Here is a 22877-nt window from a genome sequence, read left to right as displayed (position 1 = left end):
CTTTTTGCTACTGTCATAATTTTTATATTTATCTCAATAACTACGTTTTAACTCCGTTATTTCTAGTAATAATTTTATTGAATATTCACGACAATTTTGTTTAATAAAAGAGACGATTATTAATTTGTTTAATTGTAAAAGTCGTGGAGCTTTTTTAGTAACTCATACCTTGTTTTATAATATTATAAAACTATTTTGGTAAAAGATATTTTAGATCATTTAGGAATATCTAATTTCCTTTTTTATGATTTACTCATTAAGATCTTGCTGTATTTTCATTTATATTACATTGTTTTGCTGCTATTCAACAACTTTTTTGTTTAATTTCCTCAATGATTTTTGTTATAAATTTTGATGTATATTTGTTATATTTTTGTCCTTTTCTTGCTATATAAATGCTACCCTATAAAAATTTAGCAAAATCTTTTTATTTTACTTACTTTTTGGGGTGCACTCTTTTTTATTTTTTTAACAAATATCTAATAAATATAAATATAAGGCTGTTTTTTTAAAAATTATATTTAACCGTTTTTTATCACCAGTATCTTCTTGGTGTGTTAAATAATTACGATATTTTGTATATTGCATAAAACTAAAAATATAATATTTTAATTTAGGATTAAAATCTTTAATTTCAACGCACTTTTCTTTTTATTTTGTTACTGTTACTACTAAAACTTATTTTATTTTAAACCAAAACATTTAAATTTTAACTCGTTATTAATTGTATCGACAACTTAAATTGCAAATAAATCTAATAATTCATAAATTTTTGTTAAATAACTATTAAAAGCAACTGACTTATAATTATTTAAAGCACTAATAGTAGATCCATTAGTATCTATTGATAAATTAGTAATATTTAAAGTATATTCACAAAATTTTAATAGCTCTGAATCTTCCATAAAAAAATTATCAATTTAATTTATAATTAAATTGATAATTTTTTGACTCTTTTTTCTTATTTTTTTTCTTAACTCTAAGTAAAGATTATTTGTTAAATAAATATTATAACTTTCTTTAATAATTCATAAATCACGTAATTCACTATTATAATTTAAATTAATATCGAAAAACACAATTGCCTTGTCAACATTCATTTCAAATAATTTCATTGATGAATTATCTAATGATGATTTAATAAAATAATCGTTAACTATTGTTAATCATCCCACTAATATTTCTTTAAAATTCGTTAAAAAATATGCATATTTTTCGTTTTTATTATTATCAAAAATTGCCATATCACACCCTTGTTTATATTATGTTTTACATTAAATGTATTATACTAAAAAAAATAACTTTACTAAAGGGTTCCTTTTGAAAAATTATGGTAATATTGACAATTATAAATTTAAATGGTGGACCCGAACGGGATCGAACCGTCGACCCCCTGCGTGCAAGGCAGGTGCTCTACCGGCTGAGCTACGGGCCCAAAAATATGATAAAAAATGGTCGGGCTAAATGGACTTGAACCATCGACCTCACCCTTATCAGGGGTGCGCTCTAACCAACTGAGCTATAGCCCGGAAACCTAAATCATTATAACATTAAATTTGTTCAAAAAACAACCATAAATTTAAAATATTTTAAAAAAATAAAAAGCAAAGTACTTTTCTTTTTATTTCACAATTGGTTATAAATCCTAAATATCAAAAGATCCTCTACGTTTTTCTTTTTTAATATTTTGTTTCTCTAATTTTGTTTGCATTTTTGCTGATTTTAATTCTTCTTTCATTAACCGCTTGGTTTCTTTTTTAGAAGTTTTAACATTACGATTAAAATCATTATCATTAACAAAATTAAATAATTCATCATCATTATCTAAATTAATTGAGTTCGCCGCTTGTTGCGGTTGCTCTATTTGTTGTTTTTGCTGATTAAGAAAAACAGGGTCTGTAACAAAAACTTGTTCATAATATGATTGATTATTGGGTGGTTGTTCTTGATTTCCTTTTTCACAACTTGATCTTATAGGTTCCTCTGAACTCACCACCGAATTATTATTATATTTTTGTTCAACAATTGGTTCATCAAAAGGTACACCCCTTTTATTTTGGTTCATACCTGACCCATAATTATATTCTTCCGTTGGGAATTTATTTATTTGTTCTTTATACCTACGTTCTAAAGACCCATTATTTTCTTGTGGTAAAATGCTTGGTTCTTTTCTTAAATCATTATTGTTTTTGATATTAAAATCACTATTTGGTTGAAAATTATTATTAAAATTATCATAATAATTTGAATTATTATGGCAACAAGAACAAGTGCCACCACAATTATTATTTTGTGGTCCGTAGTAGTTTGGAAACATTCCTGAATATACCCCACCTTGTCACATTCCATTTCCCGTTGATGGATGTGAATGTGATGGCATCGTTGGATAAAATTGATATGGTTGTGGCATTACTTGCTGAGATGAAGCTGGTTGTTGAATAAAAAAGAATTGTGGTAAAGCACCATTAGTAGTCGGATATGGGGGGGGGGTAATAATCTGTTGCGGATTGTTTGCATATTGAGGTGCAGAAACCCCTGTTAAATAACCATTTGGATAAGAAGTAACCGGCGATAATGTTAAAGTACTGATAAATAATTCTGCATCACGACGACTTCTAAAAAGTGCAACTTCACTATTAGTATCATTTGACTTTATTAAATATCCTTCTTCATTTGGTAAGATATAAAAGCCATTATTATTCATTTTTGCACCCCATTTACCCAATTTTATATAAAATATACTTTATACCGTACATTATATCATAAAAATCAAAAAAAAATATAATATCATATTTATTTTTTAAAGAGAAGAAGTATAATTAAAAATTAAATTGAATCTAACGTTTCTAATCGTTCTAAAAATCTATTGATAGCTTTATTTTAATCCTGTTTTCATAATTGCAACAACGATATTAGTTAAAATTTTATGTATATTGTAAACCAAACGCAACACTTTATGAAAAACAAAGTGTTGCGTTTGGTTTACAATATACATAAAATTAAATGGGACAGTTAAACAAATAAAAATATTGTGTTAAATTTAAAATTTAAAAAAAGAGAAATAACAAAGTGTATCAAAAAATCACAATAGAAAAATTAATTTCAATCCAACAATATCAAAATTTTAATTATTAAATTAGAAAAACAGTTTATAAAATAAATCAAAGTAAAATAACTGTCCATAAAATTTATAAAATGTTGGCCGCTGATTTAAACTCAATTGAAATTTATGAAAATAGTAATAAAAACAAAAAAAGTCAGTAGCAAACAAAAAATATTAAATAAAATTTACCTCGAAATTATTAATTATTTAGTTAATTATGAACACTATTCACTAGATATTAATACAAATATAATAAGAAATATTAACAAAAATTTTATCTGTTCAAAGACTTTATTTATGTTTACCTTTTCTCGTTATAATTTTAATAAAAAAATTTATTAAGAAAAGGTAAACATAAACCACATAATAAAACAAAAAACCACAGAAAAGTTAATAATTGTCAAACAATTATTGAACGTAATATTGAATTTTCAAATATTAAAATATGAATGTCTCTGGTCATCTAGAGGGAGATACTATAGTTGGTAAAAACCATAAAATAGCAATTATAACTTTAGCCAATATATGATCCTAAAATATCAATCCCACTAGTAACTAATACTAATAACTAAATACTAGCAAAAGCAAAGATGTCATAGAAATTATAATAAAATTTATTTTAAACAAACCCATCTGGCACAATAAAAACAATTACATTTTATCGTGGTAAAGAATTTATTATGTGAAAAAAACTTAAAATATTTGTAAAATAAAAGTTTATTTTGCTGATAATGGTTGTCATATCCAAAGAGGATTAAACGAAAATAATAATGGAATTTTGATACGAAGTTTACCAAAAGGAATAGATTTATCAATATTTTCTCAATATGACTTAAATAAAATATCATTGAATTTATTTTCAATGCTAAAAAATCATTAAATTATAAAAATTCATTGGATTTAATATAAAATATTCAATAAAGTGTCTCAAATATATTTACAATTACGATCATAATTTGGTTAATTTTTCTTCGCGATAAGATAATATCTTTTTAAATTAAAAAAGCTTTAATTTTACAAGCTCCATAAATTTGGTAGTAAGAAAAAATTTATGTTTTATAAAAATTATAAATAAAGTAATTAAATGTAAATTAAGTAATCGCTTATTGAAGTGATTTTTTATTTGCATTATTGATCGGATATTATCTTTAAATTAAAAATTTTTATCATAAAAACAGATTTTTTACTGTTTTACCTACACAAAATAAAGGATATTTTTATAAATTTCTTTTCAAATAAAGGTATTATTCAATCAATAATGCAACTATCAAAATTAATATTTTAATGCTTAAAGATTGATAACTCATCTATGGCACGAAGAATTAAAGAAAGTGTGAAAGAGATGGATTTACTCCTATTTATTTCTTTAATTTTCGACAAGATTAATCCCTTGCGAAATGTTATAGCATGTGTTTTTGGGATTGTTTTCATAAAAAGAGTGTTGTTAAAAACCAAAAAAACAATATCGGACACTAAAAAACAAGATGGTTGTAACTCCAAAAGGTTATTTTCTTTATATAAAGTTGTCTAGGGATGGATGAAGCGTAATTAATAACTAGGTAAACTATTGTTTGTTTCCGTACGGGATAAACTTTATCTCTAAATATAAAGTTTTAGTATCGCCACCACCCACCACCCACCCATGAAGTGATGTGGGTGGTGGGTGGTGGAAATTTAACTAATTAAATAAAAATATAAATATTCTTACTAAATATCAAAATATTAACCAATAAAGGAATTTTCTGTTTATTTAAAATAATAAATTAGAATAAAATATTATACAATAATATAAAAATAAATATATCAATAAAAATTAAAATAAAATAACAACATCATTTGATTGAGTTATTTGTAAAGCTGTTGGTTGTCGTATTTTCCATCATAAAAATCATTATGATTTACAATGTTTAAAATAAACAAAAATGTATTTAAATTTATTTGAAGATAAATGATAAATATTATTAATTAATATATACAACATTATAAAATTAATGATATTTTATGTTTAGCAACAGAAGGTTGAAAAATATTACAAATTAATAAAAAATAAAACAAATAAATTAAAATATATTATTGCAATTGACCCTTCTGGAATTGACCAAACTGATATTATTATTTATAATGTTTTGCAAATTAAAATAATTAATAACATTACTTTTAATTCTAAAGATGAATAATATTAAATAGATAATATCTATTTAATATTCAATAACTTTCAAAAGCAAATTTGTTCTTATTTGAATAAAGTTCTTGTACTAATTGAAGATTATCAACTTCATAAAGGTTTAAAAATAAAAAAACCCATTATCTACTCCTAAATTCATCGGTGGTGTACAAGTTTTATGTAAATATCGATTTAATTTAAATTATGTTTTACATTCACCAGTTGTTAAAAAAATTATAGCTATAAAGGAAATATTAAAATAACAGAACATGAATACGATGCTTGAAAACATTTACAATATTTTTTAACAAAAGAAGTTGATAAAAATGGCACAAACAAAAAGTAATTTACCAAAAAAATCAATAATTAATAAACCTAAAACAAAAAATAAAAGAATTAATAAATTAGAACTAACTGTTAGATTACATGAAAATCCAATTAAAACCAAAATTAAGGCGCTGGTTGCCGGTGGTGTTGAAGTTGATGATTGTTCAGCAAAATGTCAGTAAAATGGATTAAATTATTCAACATTATCAATATATAATCCACCATTTGTATTTGATTTTTTAAAATTAAAAAAAGATGATGAGATAAAAATTAAAGGCTCAGTATTTAATTAGTTAAATTTAAAAACTAAACGATATTTTTTATCTTTTCGAGTCGATAGTTTTGAAATTATAAAAAAGGCGATTAGAAAAAGAACAAATACAAATATTAAAAAATAGGAGGAAAAATAATGGTATTAAAAAATGTAAAATATGTTCTTATAAATGAAAATAATGAACCTCTTAAAAATGAAGATAATAGTTTGGATATTAAAACTGCTGAAATTATTTTAGAAAATACTGCTGAAATTGAAGAATTTAATGTAAGTAATTTAGAAAATAACAATCAACAAATCAACGAAATACAAACAAAAAATACTGAATTAATTTCACAATTAGAACAACAAACGCTGCGATTAAAACAAATTGAAATTAATAATTTTAATAATTATTTAACTGATAATGAAGAATTTAAAAATGTCTTATTAAAATCTTATGATATTAATGATGATATTGAAGTTATCAAAGCACAATTGCAAAGTGTTTATGATGAATTAATTAAAGTTCAAACTGTTAATACTGGTGGCGTACCAAAAACAGAAAATAAAGAAAAAAAATTATAGATACAGACAATGTATTTAATAAATAGAAATAAGAAAAAAATTATGGCACGAGACCCAAAAAGAATATTTGGAGATATTACTAATCAAGCAACAAAAAACGATTGTGAAGCATTTGACCAATGATATTTACAAACTTATCAACAAAAATTTAGTTGAGAAGCTTTATTTGCGTGAAAAGAAGCCAATAAATTTGGTTTAACATATAAAAGAAAGAAAAATATTAAATATAACGAAGGTCTAGAAAAAGATGGTCATGTATTTAATACCGATGATAATTTATTAAAATACTCAACGGTGGAATTTGAAGATGGAATTGTTGAATTAGATACCATTTTAACTTTTGCTCGTAAATTAGACCCCGTAGAAAGTGATTTTACCCAATCTTTGAGCGGTTGATATTGAACAAGCAATGGATACCGAAGTTGCTTATAAGCGCAATAAAATTTTAGATATTATTAACAACGGAACAGTTACCACTATCCAAGGACAAAAAGCAGATGATACAAACGCTTTACAAATTCATGATGAAATTATGGATAAAGTATATGAAAATGGTTTTACTCCATCAGAAACAGTTGTCTTAGGTTCCGCTGATTTTATTCGTGGCATTCGCGCGTGATAAATTACAGTTACAACTTGGAGCAAACAACCAAATAAATAGCATAATAACAAAAAGTGGGGCAATGAAAACTGTTGAAGGAACAACATACTATGTGGTTCCTAAAAAATTACCAATTATTAATAAAGATGGTTCATAAAAAACGATTGAATTATTATCAAATGGTGTTAATATAATTGCCTTTAAATTTAGCAAAAAATATGACCCGCTTATATTATACGCAAAAAAGACCACACTCCGTTAAGGGTTGGGGCGGCGGCATTAGGGACTTGAATGGTAATACTTTGATTATGGAAAGAGTTTTTATATTTGGGCGGAGCAGTAGTTGAGCCAAAAGGAATTATTAAACATATTGTTGTCAAAATTGATATTAGTAAAATTAATAAATTAGATAAACTAACAATTCATGTTACAAACTCAACAAGTACAACACCAGAATAATTAAAACCACAATTTAAAGATGTTTTTAAAAAACAGTTAAAGCGGTAAATAGTTCTTTAACTAAAGGTGATTTTGATTACTTTTTTGAAAGTAAAGGTGAAGAATGATCAATTAATATTACAAATGATAAAATTGTTGGAGTTAGAATTGAAGGTAAAAACAATGCTACTGGTCAAACAAATCCGATTGATGTTAAAATTAAAAATTCTTAAGTACTAAAAAATAGTACTTTTTCGTTTGATAGATATGCCAATTGGAACATCTAAAACAGCCATTATTTATGATGTTAAAAACAGTTACCAACAATATTATCTGCTAAACAACAAGAAAAAAGTTTTGGTTTATAATTATTATAATTTTTAGAAATACAAGTTTTAGTCCTTGATTTATCGGTTTTAATTGGTGAAATTGCTTCGACTGTTGGATTAGAAGAAAAATTATCTAATTTTGCTTCAGCATTTATCTCATTTGGAATAGAAAAAGCAACCGATTTTGCCGTAAATCAAATATATAATAGTTTAAACTTCCGAAGTGACAGCAAAAGTACTGCCTTAAATTTATTACCAGCAATTAGTGGTGTTGGTTAAATTAACGCGGGCTGCTCGAATAACTATAATTTTAAAATTATCAAAAGAAACTAAACTACTTGAAAAATTAGGTATAATAACTGCTAATAACTTAGGAGACGTTATCAAACAAATTACAGGTAAAATATTACATCTGATAAATTAATATTTGATTTTACAAAACAGGTTAATAATGAAACTTTATTGTATACAATTAGAAAATTATCCCGAAATGATTTTTATAAATATTTTAAAGTTTCTAAACTAAACACAATTAATAATTTGTTAAAAATTGAAAAAAATATTCAAAAAGTAAGTCCTACATTAGTTCACAAAATATCACGAATAAATGAAAAAAATACCAATAAATGGTTATCTTAATACGAGTTAAATATTGATAAAATAAGCAAAATTAGTACTAATAAATGATATAAAATTATGGTTAATCTTCATAAAAAGGTGTTGGTAAAAATCTAGTATTAAATACTAATTTAATGCGGGTCAGTAAGATATATAACAATAAATTATTAAATATTTTGCACCAAACGCCAATTAAATTAAATAAAGTTTTAAATCATTTAAACTAAAATTTTTATCTTCAAAAAGTAATTAAAAAATTATTAACTCCAATTGAAAAACAAATAATTACGATTAAACAAAAAATAATTAATAAAATTACAAAGAAAACTAAAAAAATATTATCTAAATTTGAAACTAAGGCTATTTAAAAAGGACAATTATTACCGTTTCCTTATTGTTCTGAGGTGTTTTTAGCCGTTAAAATAACCCTTTTATCTGTTTTGTGTTGTGTTGTTGGCCGCGCGCGGGCGGGGGGAAGTTTTGTTGCTGCCTTATAACAAAATATATTATAAAAACTTCAAATATGCTCCAATTGTGGTTATGACAACGTTAATCAAAGCAGAACAGTTTGTTTTGGCTTCTGAACCATTCAAATTCTATATGAACAGCGAATGGTTTATTGGTTGGGGATGTACAAAAACAAGTTTGTTTAATTTAAGTTTCTTTTGCACTACTTGCTTATCAACAAGTAGTAAAGGATAGTTTTAAAATATATCGAACAATTGCTAAGATATTAAAATTGCAAGAACAATTTAAAAATAACTTTAATAAAGATAAATTGTTAAATACGGCCAAAGATAGTAGGTTATTAGTTTGTTGGGTGATGAAATAGTATTTCAAACACACAAGCAACTCAGAACAAAACAAAATTTAAACAAAACAATTAAAGAAAGAACACTATTAAGTAGTAAAAAGTTTATCTTAAATAAAATTAAATTAAAAAGAAAGCAATGATAAGGAAATGATTAAATGTTAAATGAATTATGACAAAATATTATTTTGAAAAATTATAATAATTTTAATCCAATGACAGGTAAAATTAACCGGGTTCCAATTCGTTATAATAAATTATTTAAAGGTGATGTCGAATTATGATTTAAAACTTTTGCCTTAAGGGCCCAAAATATGATTAATTCATATTTAAACTATCCATTTTTAAAATTAAAGTTTTAAACATTTAAAGACCCATTATTAAAAAATTTGTATTAATATGATATTTATTACGGTTGAAAATTGAACATTTAATCGTATTCCAATTGAATTCTTTACTTCAGCAAATATGAGTGTTGGTGATATTAATTATTCTTCACAAAATTACCTGATGGCAACATGACAAGGTTTATTGCCTACCTATGTAAAATAGTTGGATAATCTAACAATTTTAAATAAAATGTTTCGTACTTTTCAAGAAGAAGGCATTGATTTAATAATGATTGATTTAGAAGCATAATATACCAAGTTATAAGTTGATGCCTTACTAAATTGATAGTTTACAATAAGTTTAATCATATTTATGTGGACTTTCAAATAAAATATAATTATGAAGAAAGTAATAATATAAAAATAGGAAAAAATTCATATACCGATTAATTTAAAAAACAAATTATTTTACTTTATCAAAATGGTAAAACCATTCTTGAAATTTTTAAGAAATATAAGTTGTTAAAATCAACTGTATATAGGTGAATTGAAAAATTTCATAATTTTGGATCTTTTAAAACAAAAGATATAAACTTTTTTACCATTATCAATGGTGGGAATTGGAGGTACGGATATTTCAAATTTATTATTTTTATCATTACTATCAATAATTATATTTTTACTATCATTATCTAAATTATATTCATATACTTTTCCTTCTGAAACATAGAATAGTGCGCCCATTTTAGTAAGTACTAATAAAAAATATTTATTATTTTTTTAAAAAAATCTTTTTCTTTACAATTTAAATACTATATATTTCATTTTATAACATTTTTTATATATTATTTGTGTGGATTATATATTTTATTATGGATTATAGCTTTCTTAAGTAATGAATGAAAACTTTTTATAACAATAATATTATCTGCATAGTGGTATTTTTCCTTTATTGAAGTTATAATACCGTTAGATAAACATTTATTGTGATAAATAGCGAATTTATATTGATATTCGTGATCTGAGTGAATTATTATGCCATTCAGATCTTTTTTATCAATTTTATTTTATTAATTGCATAATTTAAATTATCTATTACTAATTTATTTTTGTTATATTTAGATAACTTTACACCAACTATTTATTTAGTATATTTATCAATAATTGTTGATTGATAATATCTTTCTCCTTTTCAAATTAAATATGTTACATCAGTATATAGTACTAAAAATCTTGTTTTTATATCATTGAATTTACAATTAATTAAATCAGGATATTGCAATAAAATTTTTTATTTATTTATTATGTTTATATTTCATTTTTCTTCTCATTTTTCCTACATATTCAGGTTGTGTTTGATTATCAATCATAATTATTAAAAATTTTTTTGAATTATATTTTATATCATAATCTTTCTTTAAATATTTAGTAATTCTTCGATGTCCAAATTGTTTTAAATTTTTTCATAGACTTTTACAATATCATTTATTATTTTTTATCTTTTTGCTACTGTCATAATTTTTATATTTATCTCAATAACTACGTTTTAACTCCGTTATTTCTAGTAATAATTTTATTGAATATTCACGACAATTTTGTTTAATAAAAGAGACGATTATTAATTTGTTTAATTGTAAAAGTCGTGGAGCTTTTTTAGTAACTCATACCTTGTTTTATAATATTATAAAACTATTTTGGTAAAAGATATTTTAGATCATTTAGGAATATCTAATTTCCTTTTTTATGATTTACTCATTAAGATCTTGCTGTATTTTCATTTATATTACATTGTTTTGCTGCTATTCAACAACTTTTTTGTTTAATTTCCTCAATGATTTTTGTTATAAATTTTGATGTATATTTGTTATATTTTTGTCCTTTTCTTGCTATATAAATGCTACCCTATAAAAATTTAGCAAAATCTTTTTATTTTACTTACTTTTTGGGGTGCGCTTTTAAATAATTCGTTTTTTTTTTTTTATTTATAATTATTTTAAGAAGTTTTTCCGTTATAATTTGTAGTAGGTGATTATGATGAAAGTTATTTTAGTGAAAGATGTTGAAGGTAGGGGTAATAGTAATGACGTGATTGAAGTTTCTGATGGATATGCTAAAAATTATTTAATTAAAAAGGGATTTGCCATTCCAACAACTCCGGCTAATTTAGCGAAGTTAAATGTCGTATTATCTCAACAAGTAGCTCAAGCAGCGGCGACAAAAGCAACTTTAGAGGAATTAAAAACTGCATTAGAACAATTAACATTAAATTTTAAATTAAAAGTACATGATAACAAAACATTTGGAAGCGTTTCTTTAACAAAAATTGAAGATCGTTTAGAAAAAGAATTTGATTTAAAAGTTGATAAAAAAAAATTTATTGATAATAATAATTTGACAAGTTTTGGTCTACATTATTTAAAAATTAAATTAACTAAAAATATTATCGCAACATTAAAAGTAATGATTGAAAAAAGAGGAAGTTAATTGATGGAAAATTTAAATAAAATAGAAATAAGTAAAACTGAAATAAATAAAATTAATGTTATTAGTGATGCCGAAAAAAATGTTTTAGCAATTATTGCCCATTCAATTGGTGCTGCTGAAGAAGTCTTTTCGATTTTAAACGAAGATGATTTTACTGTAATGAATTACAAAGTGATTTTTAAAGCTTTACAAGAACAATTTTTAGCAAGGGTTGCGATTAATGTTACAACATTGAGTAATTATATGTTAAAAAATAATATTTTGAATAAAATTGGCGGAATTGAATTTTTAACGGATTTATTTCAGTCATATACAACGGATACTAATTTATCAGAATATTTAGATATTATTATTAAAAATACAACATCACGTCGTTTAAAAGCAGTTGTTAATAAGATTAACATGTACATTGATGCTCATCAACCGATTGATGAAGTTGTTAGTCGGGCCGAAAAAGAAATTTTAGATGTTAAAAAAGAACGGAAAGGTAATTTATTTAAAACATCTTATGATGAAGTGGACAAAGTGTTACACAAAATTGAATTATTGGAAAATTCCGGAGAAATTTTAACAGGAAGTCCGAGTGGTTTTCATGATTTAGACCGTATGACTTCAGGATTTCAAAAAGGGGATTTTATTATTTTAGCAGCGCGACCATCAATGGGGAAAACTGCTTTAGCGTTAAATTTTGCTGTTAAATCAGCTGCTCAATCAAAGAAAGCTGTTACAATTTTTTCTGTTGAAATGCCAGCGGAACAATTAATTCAAAGAATGTTAGGGAGTTATTCAACGGTAGATTCGGTTAAAGTTCGAACAGGAAAAGGTTTACAAAGTTGTGATTGAAAAAATATTACCAAGGCGGCAGATTTTTTAAAACAGACAAAGTTATTTATTGATGATACGCCTGGTTTAAAGGTTATTGAGTTGCAATCAAAGTTACGGAAATTATGCCGAGAAAATGAAGTTGGATTAGTTGTAATTGATTACTTACAATTATTAAGCACCGGAACGCATTTTGGTGATTCGCGACAGCAAGAAGTTTCCACAATTTCACGGCAACTTAAAGCTTTAGCACGTGAGTTGGAAATACCAATTATTTGTTTATCACAATTATCACGGTTAGTTGAAAAACGAGAAGATAAAAGACCAATTATGTCTGATTTACGTGATTCAGGGGCAATTGAACAAGATGCCGATATTATTATGTTTTTATTTCGAGAAGAATATTATACTGCCCGTGATTCAGATAAGTTAGAATTAGGGGGGCCAGAAACTGAAAAAGCACAATTAATTTTATCAAAGCATCGAAATGGACCAACTGGTAACGTTGAATTGTTGTTTGTAAAAAAACATGGGTCGTTTACTGATTTTAGTTTGCAAAATACATAAACTTAAGATAGTATATTATTCAGTGAAAAGAATAATTATTAAATTAGTGTTTTAGAAAAGAGGTTTATAATGATTAAGCTACTATCAATTTTTACAGCATCAGTGTTATGTTTAACATCATTATCATCGCTTGTTGCATGTGGTGGAACCCCACGTGGTAGTCCAGTTTCTGTTTTTATATATAATGGGGATCAAAAATTTAGTCATTCTCCAACAGCAACCAGTAAATCAACAAATGGAATAGACGATGCCACTAAATCAGGAAAAGATGAAACCGATGCTCCTTTTGAATATAGTTTACAAGGAGGCCAAATGGGCTTAGTTAATAATGTCCTTAATCCTTTTTTACATGGAATAAATTTAACAAAAGACAATAGTGTAACAACTGGTAAAGGTACAAAATGAAGTGATGAACAAGTTGCTGCTGGGTTACAAAGGCAAAAAGATAACTTAATTGCCAAGGCGAAAAGTGATATGACAGATACTCTTGATAGTAGTAAGAAAATTAATCAAAAAGAAATATGAGAAGCTTTTTATAATGATTATTCAACTAGTTATGATTCAAATTATGTGCAAGTAGCTTTACTTGCCAATGAAAATCAAGCAATTCAGAATTCAACAAATAAAAATTTAATGACAACAACCGGAAATCCAGAAAAAACAAACGAAAAAGATTGAGTTAAAGAGTATACTTGACCTACTACTAGTAAAAAAGGGATTTTTACCCCACCATCATTAAAAACATTTTCACCAGTATCATCAATTATTGAATGGTTAAATAATCCTAAAAATGGATATAATGAGGGTTATGATAAAATTGAACAAAATCGTGGTTATCAATCAACCCGTTATGTTGCAATTATTATTTCAAATGTCACAATTCGTTTAGAATTCCAAGGGGAACACCATCGTTTTACCTTTAATGCAACAATTGATAAATTAGTCGTTTATGCTAATTACTTAGTTTATCTTAATCCAAACAATAAGAATAATAAAGCAACTTATGGTCATCAATGATTATTCCTTGGTTATGGTTTCTATGACTTTGATGATTTAAAGGATGATGATTATCACCGTTATAATTTAAATGATATTCCAAATGATGTTAAAATTAATCCTGATATTCAAGTGGCATTAGGATTTGTTAAAAAAGGGGATGAAAAAGGAATCTTAACAACAGATGAAGATAAAGAGGTTGACAAAAATGGCCAATTTCCAAGGCAAAAATCAGATTATACTTTCCCAGCTTTAAAATGAAAAATTAATGTTGATTCAATTACTAATAAATATAAATAATGAACATTAAATTTTTTACCATTGGAGCCTTAGATAAAAAATATTTAGTGATGGTTGTGAAACCTTTATTGAACAAATTAAACATTATGCTAAATTAGAAATTATTGAATAAAAAAACTAATAATAAAAATGAACAAGTGACAATTAATGAACAAACACAGGATTAGTAATTAATAAACCATTAGATTATCCGGATTATTATAAAGTGATATTAGCGTCACAAAGGAATATTTTAAAAAGTGATCAAATTTCAATTTGTATCACTAAAGTAAGAAATTTTAAAAAAGCAAGATTATTATTTATTGTTGGCAATGGTCATTATTTTAATCGTGAAATTCAAACAAAGGTTAATTTCCAATTAAGTTTTGGGGCGATAACATTATCCGCATCAATTGTGTCAGTTAGTATTTGTTAGAACAAATATATCGTAGTTTTAAAATTATTAATAATGAGGTTTATCATAAATAAGGTTAAAATTTTAAAAAAGAACCCCGAGGTTATATTTTATTACTTGGTTATTTTTTTATTTTATCGGGATTGTTCCATCATGGCAATTTTTCGTTTCCGCGACAATTCGGACAAAGCGACTGTATTTTTTCTAATAGTAATTGTCAATAATAGGTACTATTCTTTCACTAACTTAATAAGTTTAAATAAGTTAGCAACAGTAATATTATTAACATCAATATAGTTGGGTTATCTGTTTGAAAGAATTGCTTCTGTAATTGATTATTCTTTTTTTGTATTTAACAAAATTTTATACATTGGATTTTTTATCAATTATTTTTTTGATCTAACGGTGGTCTTTTACTAATTTTCCAATAAATTTCATGGACTCGGGATGTCCTTCCGAGTCAAACTTTCAAATTCGATTTTGATCATTTGTGCTCTATGTTTTTGATTTTTTTTGACAACGAAAATCATTGTCATTACCATTATTTTTTTCATATAATGGTTTTATCTGTTGTTTATTTTGTTATTTTACTCCCTGCTTTTAATATGTAATTATACTAATTTCATTATAATATTAATTATAACGATATTAAAAAAATAAGCGAAAAAGATAACATATTTCTAATTTTTTTCAAAAAATGTAAGATATCGCACTAATGGTGGTTATTCAAAATATTTAGCACATCGAATTACAAATTTAGAGAAATAAAGCAACAATAATAGTTGTATAAGTGGCAGTATTGAATTTGATACATATAATGACGGCATTGCTAATAAAGGCCGAATTTAACTAAAAACTGTATATTATATAAGTAAATTTCTAGTTAGTTTAATCGCTGATTATGGTACATGAGAGTTTAAATTTACCTATTAATACAATGAGATAGTAAAATTTACAATTGATTTATTTGATATTACTGATCAATTTAAATAGTTGATAGCCCTTATTTTATAAAGATTTTTATTTGTCAAAATGTCTTAACGCTCAGGTGCGGTTTTTCTAAAAAAATATTTTCCTTGACTCCCATTTAAAAATAGTGGGGAATAATATATATCTAAAAATCAGAATGTAATGAAGATTTTAATAGATTTATAATTGTATAGTATTTTAATACTTTTAGAATATGCCATAAGAAAAAAAATAATATAAATTGAGATGAACAAAAATATAATTTTAACATTGATGTACTAGCTAAGATTTTTATTTAAAAATTTTATTATCTAATATCACAGCCATCAATTTTTAAAATTTTAACTGAGACAAAGGGATTTGGAAAATAATATCTTATTTGTTTTGTTTATTAAATTTATTTTACACGTGAAATTTTTTAGATTTAAATTGTTTACTAACAAGATATTGTTGCATATCAGCAAAATACAATTACTATAAAAAAACCGACAATAGTAATTAATGATTTAAAAGATTACGTAGTAACTATCAAATAAATTGTTTCAAAAAAATTATAAAGAAAAAGTTAGTGATAATAGATTTTAATATATTTGACCTAACGGAAGAATTATTAAAATAGTTGGTTTTGACAATGGGAGCGAACAAAAAAAGGAGGAGATGTGTAACAATAGGGGATATTCTTTTTGGTCTTAATGAAGTAATCCTTTTGGACACAACAATACTTGATGAAAATGAATATTTATATCGATTGTTTAATATGATAATTAAAATCTCAAGAATAAAAAATATCATCACATTAAAATAATTAATTCCTAAATTAATTACACCGATAATGAAATAACAATGCAATTATATAAAAAACAAGTTATAATTTTTTGATTTAATAAATATAATGATGATCATATAATCTATTAAACATTTGTGTAGTATACTTTTCCGTTGTATGATGAAGTTAAAAAAACTAGATGAAAATGATATTTCTTATTTTAATTATCCAAATTATATGAACAGAATAGGGGTAACTGTTGTTCGTGGCACCACCAAAGTAAATGGTAAAAACCTTAGCCAGAGAGTTTTTGATTTAGAATAATTATTAAATGAAAATAAGACAGGAAGGAATATATGATTCATTTTTTTGTGGAATAAAAAAACAATTTAATGTTGAACGTTATAATTATAAAAATGATTTAATTATTGGTGTTAAATTTTTTGAACTATAAATTGTAATGCAAATATAGAATTTTATTAAAAAAATAATAAAGTGCTTTTTGTTTTGTAAAAAATACTTATATTAATTAGATTAATAGTTAGATTAAATGGGTTACAATAAGTTTATTTTGTGTATGGAAAACAGAATTTAATCTGTTTTTATGATAAAAGTTTTTAATTTAAAGATAATATCCGATTAATAATGAAAATAAATTTATGTTTTTTAATATAAAAATAAAAAAACACTTTATTTTTCATAAAATGTTGCATTTAGTTTACAATTTACATTATAATTAGTATGTGTTGTATTATCTGTTTAAAATTAAAATAGAGACCTGCAATTCATTTTACTGATTAATTAATTAGATTAATATAATTAATTAATTTAACAAGAAACAGGAGGACAAAATTACATGGCTTTATTTAATGGTGCAAAAAAACCAACTTTCGTTTCAATGGATTTAGGAACTGCTAATACATTAGTATATGTTTCTGGTTCAGGAATCGTTTACAATGAACCATCAATTGTTGCTTACAGAATTAAAGAAAACATAATTATTGCTGTAGGATCCGAAGCTTACAAAATGATCGGAAAAGGAAATAAGTCAATTCGCATTGTTAAACCAATGGTCGATGGAGTTATTACTGATATTCGTGCAACTGAAGCACAATTAAGATATATCTTTACAAAACTACGTATTACAAAACAATTAAAACATTCAATTATGTTGTTGGCTTGCCCATCAATAATTACTGAATTAGAAAAAGCTGCTTTAAAAAAAATCGCGGTAAACTTAGGAGCATCTAAAGTTTTTGTTGAAGAAGAAGTTAAAATGGCTGCTTTAGGCGGTGGGGTTGATATTTACAAACCTGCTGGAAACCTAATTATCGATATGGGGGGAGGAACAACAGATATTGCTGTTATAGCCTCAGGAGATATCGTATTATCAAAATCAGTTAAAGTTGCTGGAAACTACTTAAATGATGAGGCACAAAAATTCATTCGTTCACAATATGGTCTAGAAATTGGATCAAAAACTTCAGAACAAATTAAAATCGAAATTGGATCATTATCAAAATATTCTGACGAAAGAAGAATGAAAGTTTACGGACGTGATGTTGTGTCAGGATTACCAAGAGAAATTGAAGTAACACCAGAAGAAATTAGAGAAGTATTAAAAATACCAGTGTCAAGAATTATTGACTTGACAGTTCAAGTGTTAGAAGAAACACCACCAGAATTAGCTGGTGACATCTTCGGAAATGGAATTACAATCTGTGGTGGAGGGGCTTTAATTAAAGGAATTGACCGTTACTTTACAGATACATTACAATTACCATCAAAAATTGGAGAACAACCATTATTAGCTGTTATTAATGGAACTAAAAAATTCGAATCAGACATCTTTGATATCTTAAGATTAGAATCAATGAATGTTAAAGAATTAAATTACTAGAATAATCATTCGTTTGATTATATATAGTTATTAACTTGTTAAGGAGGAAAAAAACGTGAGACCAGAAACTAGACCATTTATTTCTCTTGACTTAGGAACCGCTAATGTCTTAGCATATGTTTCAGGACAAGGTTTAGTCTACAATGAACCATCATTAATGGCTTATAACAATAAAAATAATAGTTTAATTGCTTTAGGAAAATCTGCCTATGATATGGTAGGAAAAACACACGGAGATATCAGAATGGTAACACCATTGATAGATGGGGTTATCGCAGACATGGATGCTGCACAAGATTTATTAAAACATATCTTTTCAAAAATGAAAATGATGAATATTTGAAAAAATGCTATTGTATTATTAGCGTGTCCAAGTGGGGTTACTGAACTTGAAAGAGAAGCATTAAAAAATGTTGCTAAAGGAATGGGAGCTGAATTAGTTATCATCGAAGAGGAATCTAAAATGGCCGCTTTAGGAGCAGGAATTAATATCGAATTACCTAAAGGACATTTAATAATTGATATTGGGGGAGGGACAACTGATTTAGCTATTATTTCATCAGGTGATATTGTAGTTTCAAGATCAATTAAAGTTGCCGGAAACCATTTTGATGATGATATTCGTAAATACATTCGTTCAGAATATAACATTGCTATTGGGCAAAAAACAGCTGAAGATGTTAAAAAATTCATTGGTTCATTAGTTAAATACCACAACGAAAGATCAATGCAAATCTACGGACGTGATATTGTTTCAGGATTACCAAAAGAAGCAAAAATCTCTTCAGAAGAAATAAGAAATGTTTTATTAAATGCATTTTCTAAAATTACAGACTTAGTAATTGAATTATTAGAAAATACACCACCAGAATTAGCTGGGGATATTATGAGAAATGGAATTACAGTTTGTGGTGGAGGATCTTTAATTAGAAATATTGATAAATATTTCTTTGATATCTTCCAATTACCAACCAAAATAGCTTCAGATCCATTAAATTGTGTTATTGAAGGAACAAAAATTTTCGAAAAAACAATTAAGAAAAATATAGAAAATGGTTTATATAATTTCCAAGAAAAAGGATTATTATCATCATTAGGTAAAAAAAGAAAATAAATTGAAACAAAAAACATTAGGTTATAACCTAATGTTTTTTGTTTCAATTTATTTTTAATATTTTGAATTGAAAAATTAATTTAATCAAGTTTAAATATTTTTCGAGCATTTTTATTAGTAATACGGATCATTTCCTCAACTGGAATATTCTTTAATTCTGCCAACTTTTTAATTATATACATAATAAATTTAGGATAATTCTTTTCGCCACGGTATGGGTCGGGGGTTAGATATGGTGCATCAGTTTCCACTAAAATTTTATTTAATGGGACCATTTTTGCAATTTCCCGTAATTGCTCGGCATTTTTAAAAGTAATATTGCCAGCAAATGAAAGATAAAATCCTAAATCTAAAAATTTTTGTGTCATTTCCATTGATCCATTATAACAATGTATTAAACCTTGTGTTACTTTTTGTTCTTTTAATATTTCATAACAATCATCGTATGCATCACGGCAATGGATTTCAAGCGGAAGCTTATGTTCTTTCGCTAATTCAATTTGTTTAATAAATCAATGCTTTTGCAAATCTGGAGAAACAGTTTTATGAAAATAATCTAAACCAACTTCACCAACCGCAATTATTTTATCACTATTTAATAGCTTATCTAATTTTTCTAAATCTGAAACACCATATTTAGCAACATCAGTTGGATGAAAACCAATTGTTGCAAAAACATTATCATACTGCAAAGCATGACGTACTGCCGCTTGGCTAGAATCTAAATCATATCCAACGTTATTAAGTCAATATACACCACTAATTTTAGCGTCAGCAATAATTGCTGATGTTTCTTCATTTTCATATTCATGGGACATTAAATGACAATGTGTATCAAAGATTCCTTGCATATTTTCCCCTATTTTCCTAGACAATACTTATTAAAAATTGTTGTTAATAAATCGTCTTCATAATTTTCACCTATAATATCACCCAATATTTCTCAAGCCTCATGTAAGTCGACATTAATAATATCAACCGGAAATCCACTCGCACTATTATTATATGCATTTTTTATTGCATTTGCTACCCTCTCTAATAAAGAAACTTGTTTTATATTTGATAAAACTAGTTGATCATCTTTTGTAATCTGAGTTGTATTATATAAATTTAAAATTTTGTCAATTAATGCTTTAATATCCCGCTTTAAAGCTGAAATAATCAGAATATTTTGTTCTAAATTATCAGTTTGAGATTGTGGAACAAATAAATCATTTTTATTTAAAACTAAAAAGTACTCTTTATCTTTAATTAATTCTTTAAGATCTGGATTTAAATTAATTAAATCCTCATAATTATCCGCAACAATTAAAATTAAATCAGCATTAATAGCTTGTTGGAAAGCCTTATCAATTCCAATTTGTTCAATTTTATCAACTGCTTCACGCAACCCAGCAGTATCAATAATATTTAATGTTAATGCTCCCAAATTAATTTTTCCCTCAACAATATCTCTTGTTGTTCCTGGTAAATCCGAAACAATCGCTTTATCCTCATTCATTAAGGCATTTAATAATGATGACTTTCCAACATTTGGTTTCCCTAAAATTAAAACATTAATTCCATCATTAATCATTTTCCCAACTTTACTAATATTAACTAAATCGTTAATCTTTTGTTCTAACCCTAATAACTGTTGGTTTAATTCTTGCGTTGTCAAATCACAAACGCCATCATATTCAGGATAATCAATATTTACTTCAATATTAGCAATAATATCTAATAACTGATTGCGATAAGTAATGATTAAGTGCGTATTTTTATTTTGTAAATTGTTTAAAGCAATTTTTGCACTGGTATCATTTGTTGCGTTTATTAAATTATTAATAGCATCCGTTTGAATTAAATTAAGCTTACCATTCAAAAATGCTCGTTGAGAAAATTCACCTCTGTTTGCTAAGCGCGCACCATTTTTTAACAATAATTTAATAATATTGTTTGTAACTAATACGCCCCCATGACAGTTTATTTCAATAATATCTTCCCCAGTAAAAGAATTAGGCTTTTTAAAACAAACTAAAATAACATGGTCAATAATTTCGTTACCATCTTTTAAATAACCATAACAAACTTGATTACCATGAGGAGTAACCTTTTTTGAAAAAATTTTATTAATAATTTTATAACCATCAATTCCCGACATACGAATAATGGCAATTGCTTGTTTAACCATTGCAGTTGCCGGGGCAATTATTGTATCTTCAAACATTTTATAAAACTCCTTTTTTACCTCATTACATTATATCAAACTATAAATTATAAATTCAAGTCTTAAAAATTAATTTATTTTGGTTTTTGTTGCAACTTTTTCAGTCAAATTTATTTTTGAATTAATCCACTATTTAAAAAATGTTTTATCTTTGATAAGTTAAGAATTTAACTATATCAAAGATAAAAAATATAAAATCACCATTAATAAAAAAATCAATAATTTTATGTAAATTTAATAAATAAAAAACGGAAGCATATAAATTGTTTAAAATCATTGGTGTTTCCATAAATAATTAATTATAACAAAAACTAATTTAAAGATAATGTTTTAATACATTTTTTAAACTTTTTGGCGTAATTATCTATGGTAAAATTAATCGTATGATGTTTTTTTTATTTATTAAAATCACTATGAAAATAATAAATAAGAGGGGAGAGAATGTCCGATGAACATATTTTCAAAAACAATTTCTAATTTGAATATCTATTTATTAATGATAACGTTACTATACTTTCTTATTATTTCAACATTGTTGATATTAATTAAAAAATTTATTAATAGTAAAATTTAAAAATTTTCTGGCAGATTTTTTCGATGAATTAAAAGTAGTTTATATACTAGTTTAACTTTAATTAAAAACGTCGGAATTATTTTAACTATTTTTGTTGTCTTTTATCGGAATAATCCTTATTGGAATAATATTAATTAATTCAAAAAAATCAGTAATTCAAAGATTAGGTTACTTTTTCAGCGTTGGCGATGGTTTACTCTTTTATTGTGTGTGTCTTTCTC

The 22877-nt window shown here is 25.3% G+C and carries 25 protein-coding genes and 2 tRNA genes; 18 read left to right on the top strand and 9 right to left on the bottom strand.

Annotated features, from left to right (window positions below; all coding sequences use genetic code 4):
• Positions 1-737 precede the first annotated feature (737 nt).
• From ACE38S_RS06885 to ACE38S_RS06865, 5 genes are all read right to left on the bottom strand, one after another.
• The gene (locus tag ACE38S_RS06885; protein WP_374696965.1) at positions 738-905 is read right to left on the bottom strand and encodes a hypothetical protein; all 168 of its coding nucleotides are present in this window, start codon (positions 903-905) and stop codon (positions 738-740) included.
• 15 nt (positions 906-920) lie between these two features.
• Positions 921-1244 carry a hypothetical protein gene (locus tag ACE38S_RS06880; RefSeq protein WP_374696964.1) on the bottom strand — a complete coding sequence of 108 codons (324 nt, stop codon included), beginning with the start codon at positions 1242-1244 and terminating at the stop codon, positions 921-923.
• Positions 1245-1359: 115 nt separating this feature from the next.
• Positions 1360-1435 (bottom strand) — tRNA-Ala (locus ACE38S_RS06875).
• 17 nt (positions 1436-1452) lie between these two features.
• Positions 1453-1529 (bottom strand) — tRNA-Ile (locus ACE38S_RS06870).
• Between the two features lie 116 nt (positions 1530-1645).
• Positions 1646-2704 (bottom strand): hypothetical protein, encoded by a 1059-nt coding sequence (locus ACE38S_RS06865; RefSeq protein WP_374696963.1) that lies wholly within the window; start codon positions 2702-2704, stop codon positions 1646-1648.
• A 525-nt stretch (positions 2705-3229) separates the two neighbouring features.
• Here ACE38S_RS06865 and ACE38S_RS06860 point away from each other — a divergent pair.
• The 7 genes from ACE38S_RS06860 to ACE38S_RS06830 all read left to right on the top strand — a co-directional run bounded on the left by ACE38S_RS06860 (position 3230) and on the right by ACE38S_RS06830 (position 7495).
• Positions 3230-3445 (top strand): hypothetical protein, encoded by a 216-nt coding sequence (locus ACE38S_RS06860; protein ID WP_374696962.1) that lies wholly within the window; start codon positions 3230-3232, stop codon positions 3443-3445.
• Between the two features lie 2148 nt (positions 3446-5593).
• On the top strand, positions 5594-5776 hold the full coding sequence (locus tag ACE38S_RS06855) for a hypothetical protein (RefSeq protein WP_374696961.1): 183 nt from the start codon (positions 5594-5596) through the stop codon (positions 5774-5776).
• A 227-nt stretch (positions 5777-6003) separates the two neighbouring features.
• Positions 6004-6435, top strand: coding sequence for a hypothetical protein (locus ACE38S_RS06850; RefSeq protein ID WP_374696960.1), 432 nt, complete (start codon positions 6004-6006; stop codon positions 6433-6435).
• Between the two features lie 42 nt (positions 6436-6477).
• Positions 6478-6867: a hypothetical protein gene (locus ACE38S_RS06845; protein ID WP_374696959.1), complete on the top strand. Its 390-nt coding sequence runs from the start codon at positions 6478-6480 to the stop codon at positions 6865-6867.
• Complete coding sequence (locus tag ACE38S_RS06840; protein WP_374696958.1) at positions 6845-7057, top strand: hypothetical protein; 213 nt, start codon at positions 6845-6847, stop codon at positions 7055-7057. The genes ACE38S_RS06845 and ACE38S_RS06840 overlap by 23 nt, the downstream gene beginning before the upstream one ends.
• On the top strand, positions 7038-7193 hold the full coding sequence (locus ACE38S_RS06835; protein WP_374696957.1) for a hypothetical protein: 156 nt from the start codon (positions 7038-7040) through the stop codon (positions 7191-7193). Before ACE38S_RS06840 ends, ACE38S_RS06835 begins: the two co-directional genes overlap by 20 nt.
• 134 nt (positions 7194-7327) lie before the next feature.
• On the top strand, positions 7328-7495 hold the full coding sequence (locus ACE38S_RS06830; RefSeq protein ID WP_374696956.1) for a hypothetical protein: 168 nt from the start codon (positions 7328-7330) through the stop codon (positions 7493-7495).
• A 286-nt stretch (positions 7496-7781) separates the two neighbouring features.
• Here ACE38S_RS06830 and ACE38S_RS06825 read toward each other — a convergent pair whose 3' ends face one another.
• Positions 7782-8036, bottom strand: coding sequence for a hypothetical protein (locus ACE38S_RS06825; RefSeq protein ID WP_374696955.1), 255 nt, complete (start codon positions 8034-8036; stop codon positions 7782-7784).
• A gap of 38 nt (positions 8037-8074) precedes the next feature.
• Here ACE38S_RS06825 and ACE38S_RS06820 point away from each other — a divergent pair, with 38 nt between their 5' ends.
• The 3 genes from ACE38S_RS06820 to ACE38S_RS06810 all read left to right on the top strand — a co-directional run bounded on the left by ACE38S_RS06820 (position 8075) and on the right by ACE38S_RS06810 (position 9784).
• On the top strand, positions 8075-8227 hold the full coding sequence (locus ACE38S_RS06820; RefSeq protein ID WP_374696954.1) for a hypothetical protein: 153 nt from the start codon (positions 8075-8077) through the stop codon (positions 8225-8227).
• Positions 8228-9390: 1163 nt separating this feature from the next.
• On the top strand, positions 9391-9594 hold the full coding sequence (locus ACE38S_RS06815; protein WP_374696953.1) for a hypothetical protein: 204 nt from the start codon (positions 9391-9393) through the stop codon (positions 9592-9594).
• A 37-nt stretch (positions 9595-9631) separates the two neighbouring features.
• Positions 9632-9784 (top strand): hypothetical protein, encoded by a 153-nt coding sequence (locus ACE38S_RS06810; protein ID WP_374696952.1) that lies wholly within the window; start codon positions 9632-9634, stop codon positions 9782-9784.
• A gap of 918 nt (positions 9785-10702) precedes the next feature.
• Here the strand turns inward: ACE38S_RS06810 and ACE38S_RS06805 are convergent.
• Entirely contained in the window at positions 10703-10843 is a 141-nt protein-coding gene (locus ACE38S_RS06805) for a hypothetical protein (protein ID WP_374696951.1), read from the bottom strand.
• 752 nt (positions 10844-11595) lie between these two features.
• On the opposite strand from ACE38S_RS06805, the gene rplI reads away from it, so the two are divergent.
• The 8 genes from rplI (at position 11596) to ACE38S_RS06765 (ending at position 19873) form a co-directional block, all read left to right on the top strand.
• Positions 11596-12045, top strand: coding sequence for a 50S ribosomal protein L9 (rplI, locus tag ACE38S_RS06800; protein ID WP_374696950.1), 450 nt, complete (start codon positions 11596-11598; stop codon positions 12043-12045).
• Between the two features lie 3 nt (positions 12046-12048).
• Positions 12049-13434 carry a replicative DNA helicase gene (gene dnaB, locus ACE38S_RS06795; RefSeq protein WP_374696949.1) on the top strand — a complete coding sequence of 462 codons (1386 nt, stop codon included), beginning with the start codon at positions 12049-12051 and terminating at the stop codon, positions 13432-13434.
• 69 nt (positions 13435-13503) lie between these two features.
• Positions 13504-14730, top strand: a complete 1227-nt coding sequence (locus tag ACE38S_RS06790) for a hypothetical protein (RefSeq protein WP_374696948.1) — start codon at positions 13504-13506, stop codon at positions 14728-14730.
• A 205-nt stretch (positions 14731-14935) separates the two neighbouring features.
• The gene (locus tag ACE38S_RS06785; RefSeq protein WP_374696947.1) at positions 14936-15145 is read left to right on the top strand and encodes a hypothetical protein; all 210 of its coding nucleotides are present in this window, start codon (positions 14936-14938) and stop codon (positions 15143-15145) included.
• Positions 15146-17036: 1891 nt separating this feature from the next.
• Positions 17037-17183, top strand: a complete 147-nt coding sequence (locus ACE38S_RS06780; RefSeq protein WP_374696946.1) for a hypothetical protein — start codon at positions 17037-17039, stop codon at positions 17181-17183.
• A gap of 7 nt (positions 17184-17190) precedes the next feature.
• Positions 17191-17313, top strand: coding sequence for a hypothetical protein (locus ACE38S_RS06775; RefSeq protein WP_374696945.1), 123 nt, complete (start codon positions 17191-17193; stop codon positions 17311-17313).
• Positions 17314-17715: 402 nt separating this feature from the next.
• On the top strand, positions 17716-18759 hold the full coding sequence (locus tag ACE38S_RS06770; protein ID WP_374696944.1) for a rod shape-determining protein: 1044 nt from the start codon (positions 17716-17718) through the stop codon (positions 18757-18759).
• Between the two features lie 55 nt (positions 18760-18814).
• Positions 18815-19873, top strand: a complete 1059-nt coding sequence (locus tag ACE38S_RS06765) for a rod shape-determining protein (RefSeq protein WP_374696943.1) — start codon at positions 18815-18817, stop codon at positions 19871-19873.
• Positions 19874-19953: 80 nt separating this feature from the next.
• On the opposite strand, the gene ACE38S_RS06760 is transcribed toward ACE38S_RS06765, so the two are convergent.
• Together ACE38S_RS06760 and mnmE are read right to left on the bottom strand one after the other, a co-directional pair.
• Entirely contained in the window at positions 19954-20724 is a 771-nt protein-coding gene (locus ACE38S_RS06760) for a TatD family hydrolase (RefSeq protein WP_374696942.1), read from the bottom strand.
• 8 nt (positions 20725-20732) lie between these two features.
• On the bottom strand, positions 20733-22082 hold the full coding sequence (mnmE, locus tag ACE38S_RS06755) for a tRNA uridine-5-carboxymethylaminomethyl(34) synthesis GTPase MnmE (protein ID WP_374696941.1): 1350 nt from the start codon (positions 22080-22082) through the stop codon (positions 20733-20735).
• Positions 22083-22877: the final 795 nt, after the last annotated feature.

This window comes from Spiroplasma endosymbiont of Polydrusus formosus, assembly GCF_964263245.1.
GTDB lineage: Bacteria > Bacillota_I > Bacilli_A > Mycoplasmatales > Mycoplasmataceae > Spiroplasma.
Note: the sequence above shows the minus strand (reverse complement) of the source record. Positions and strands in the feature narration are given on the sequence as shown.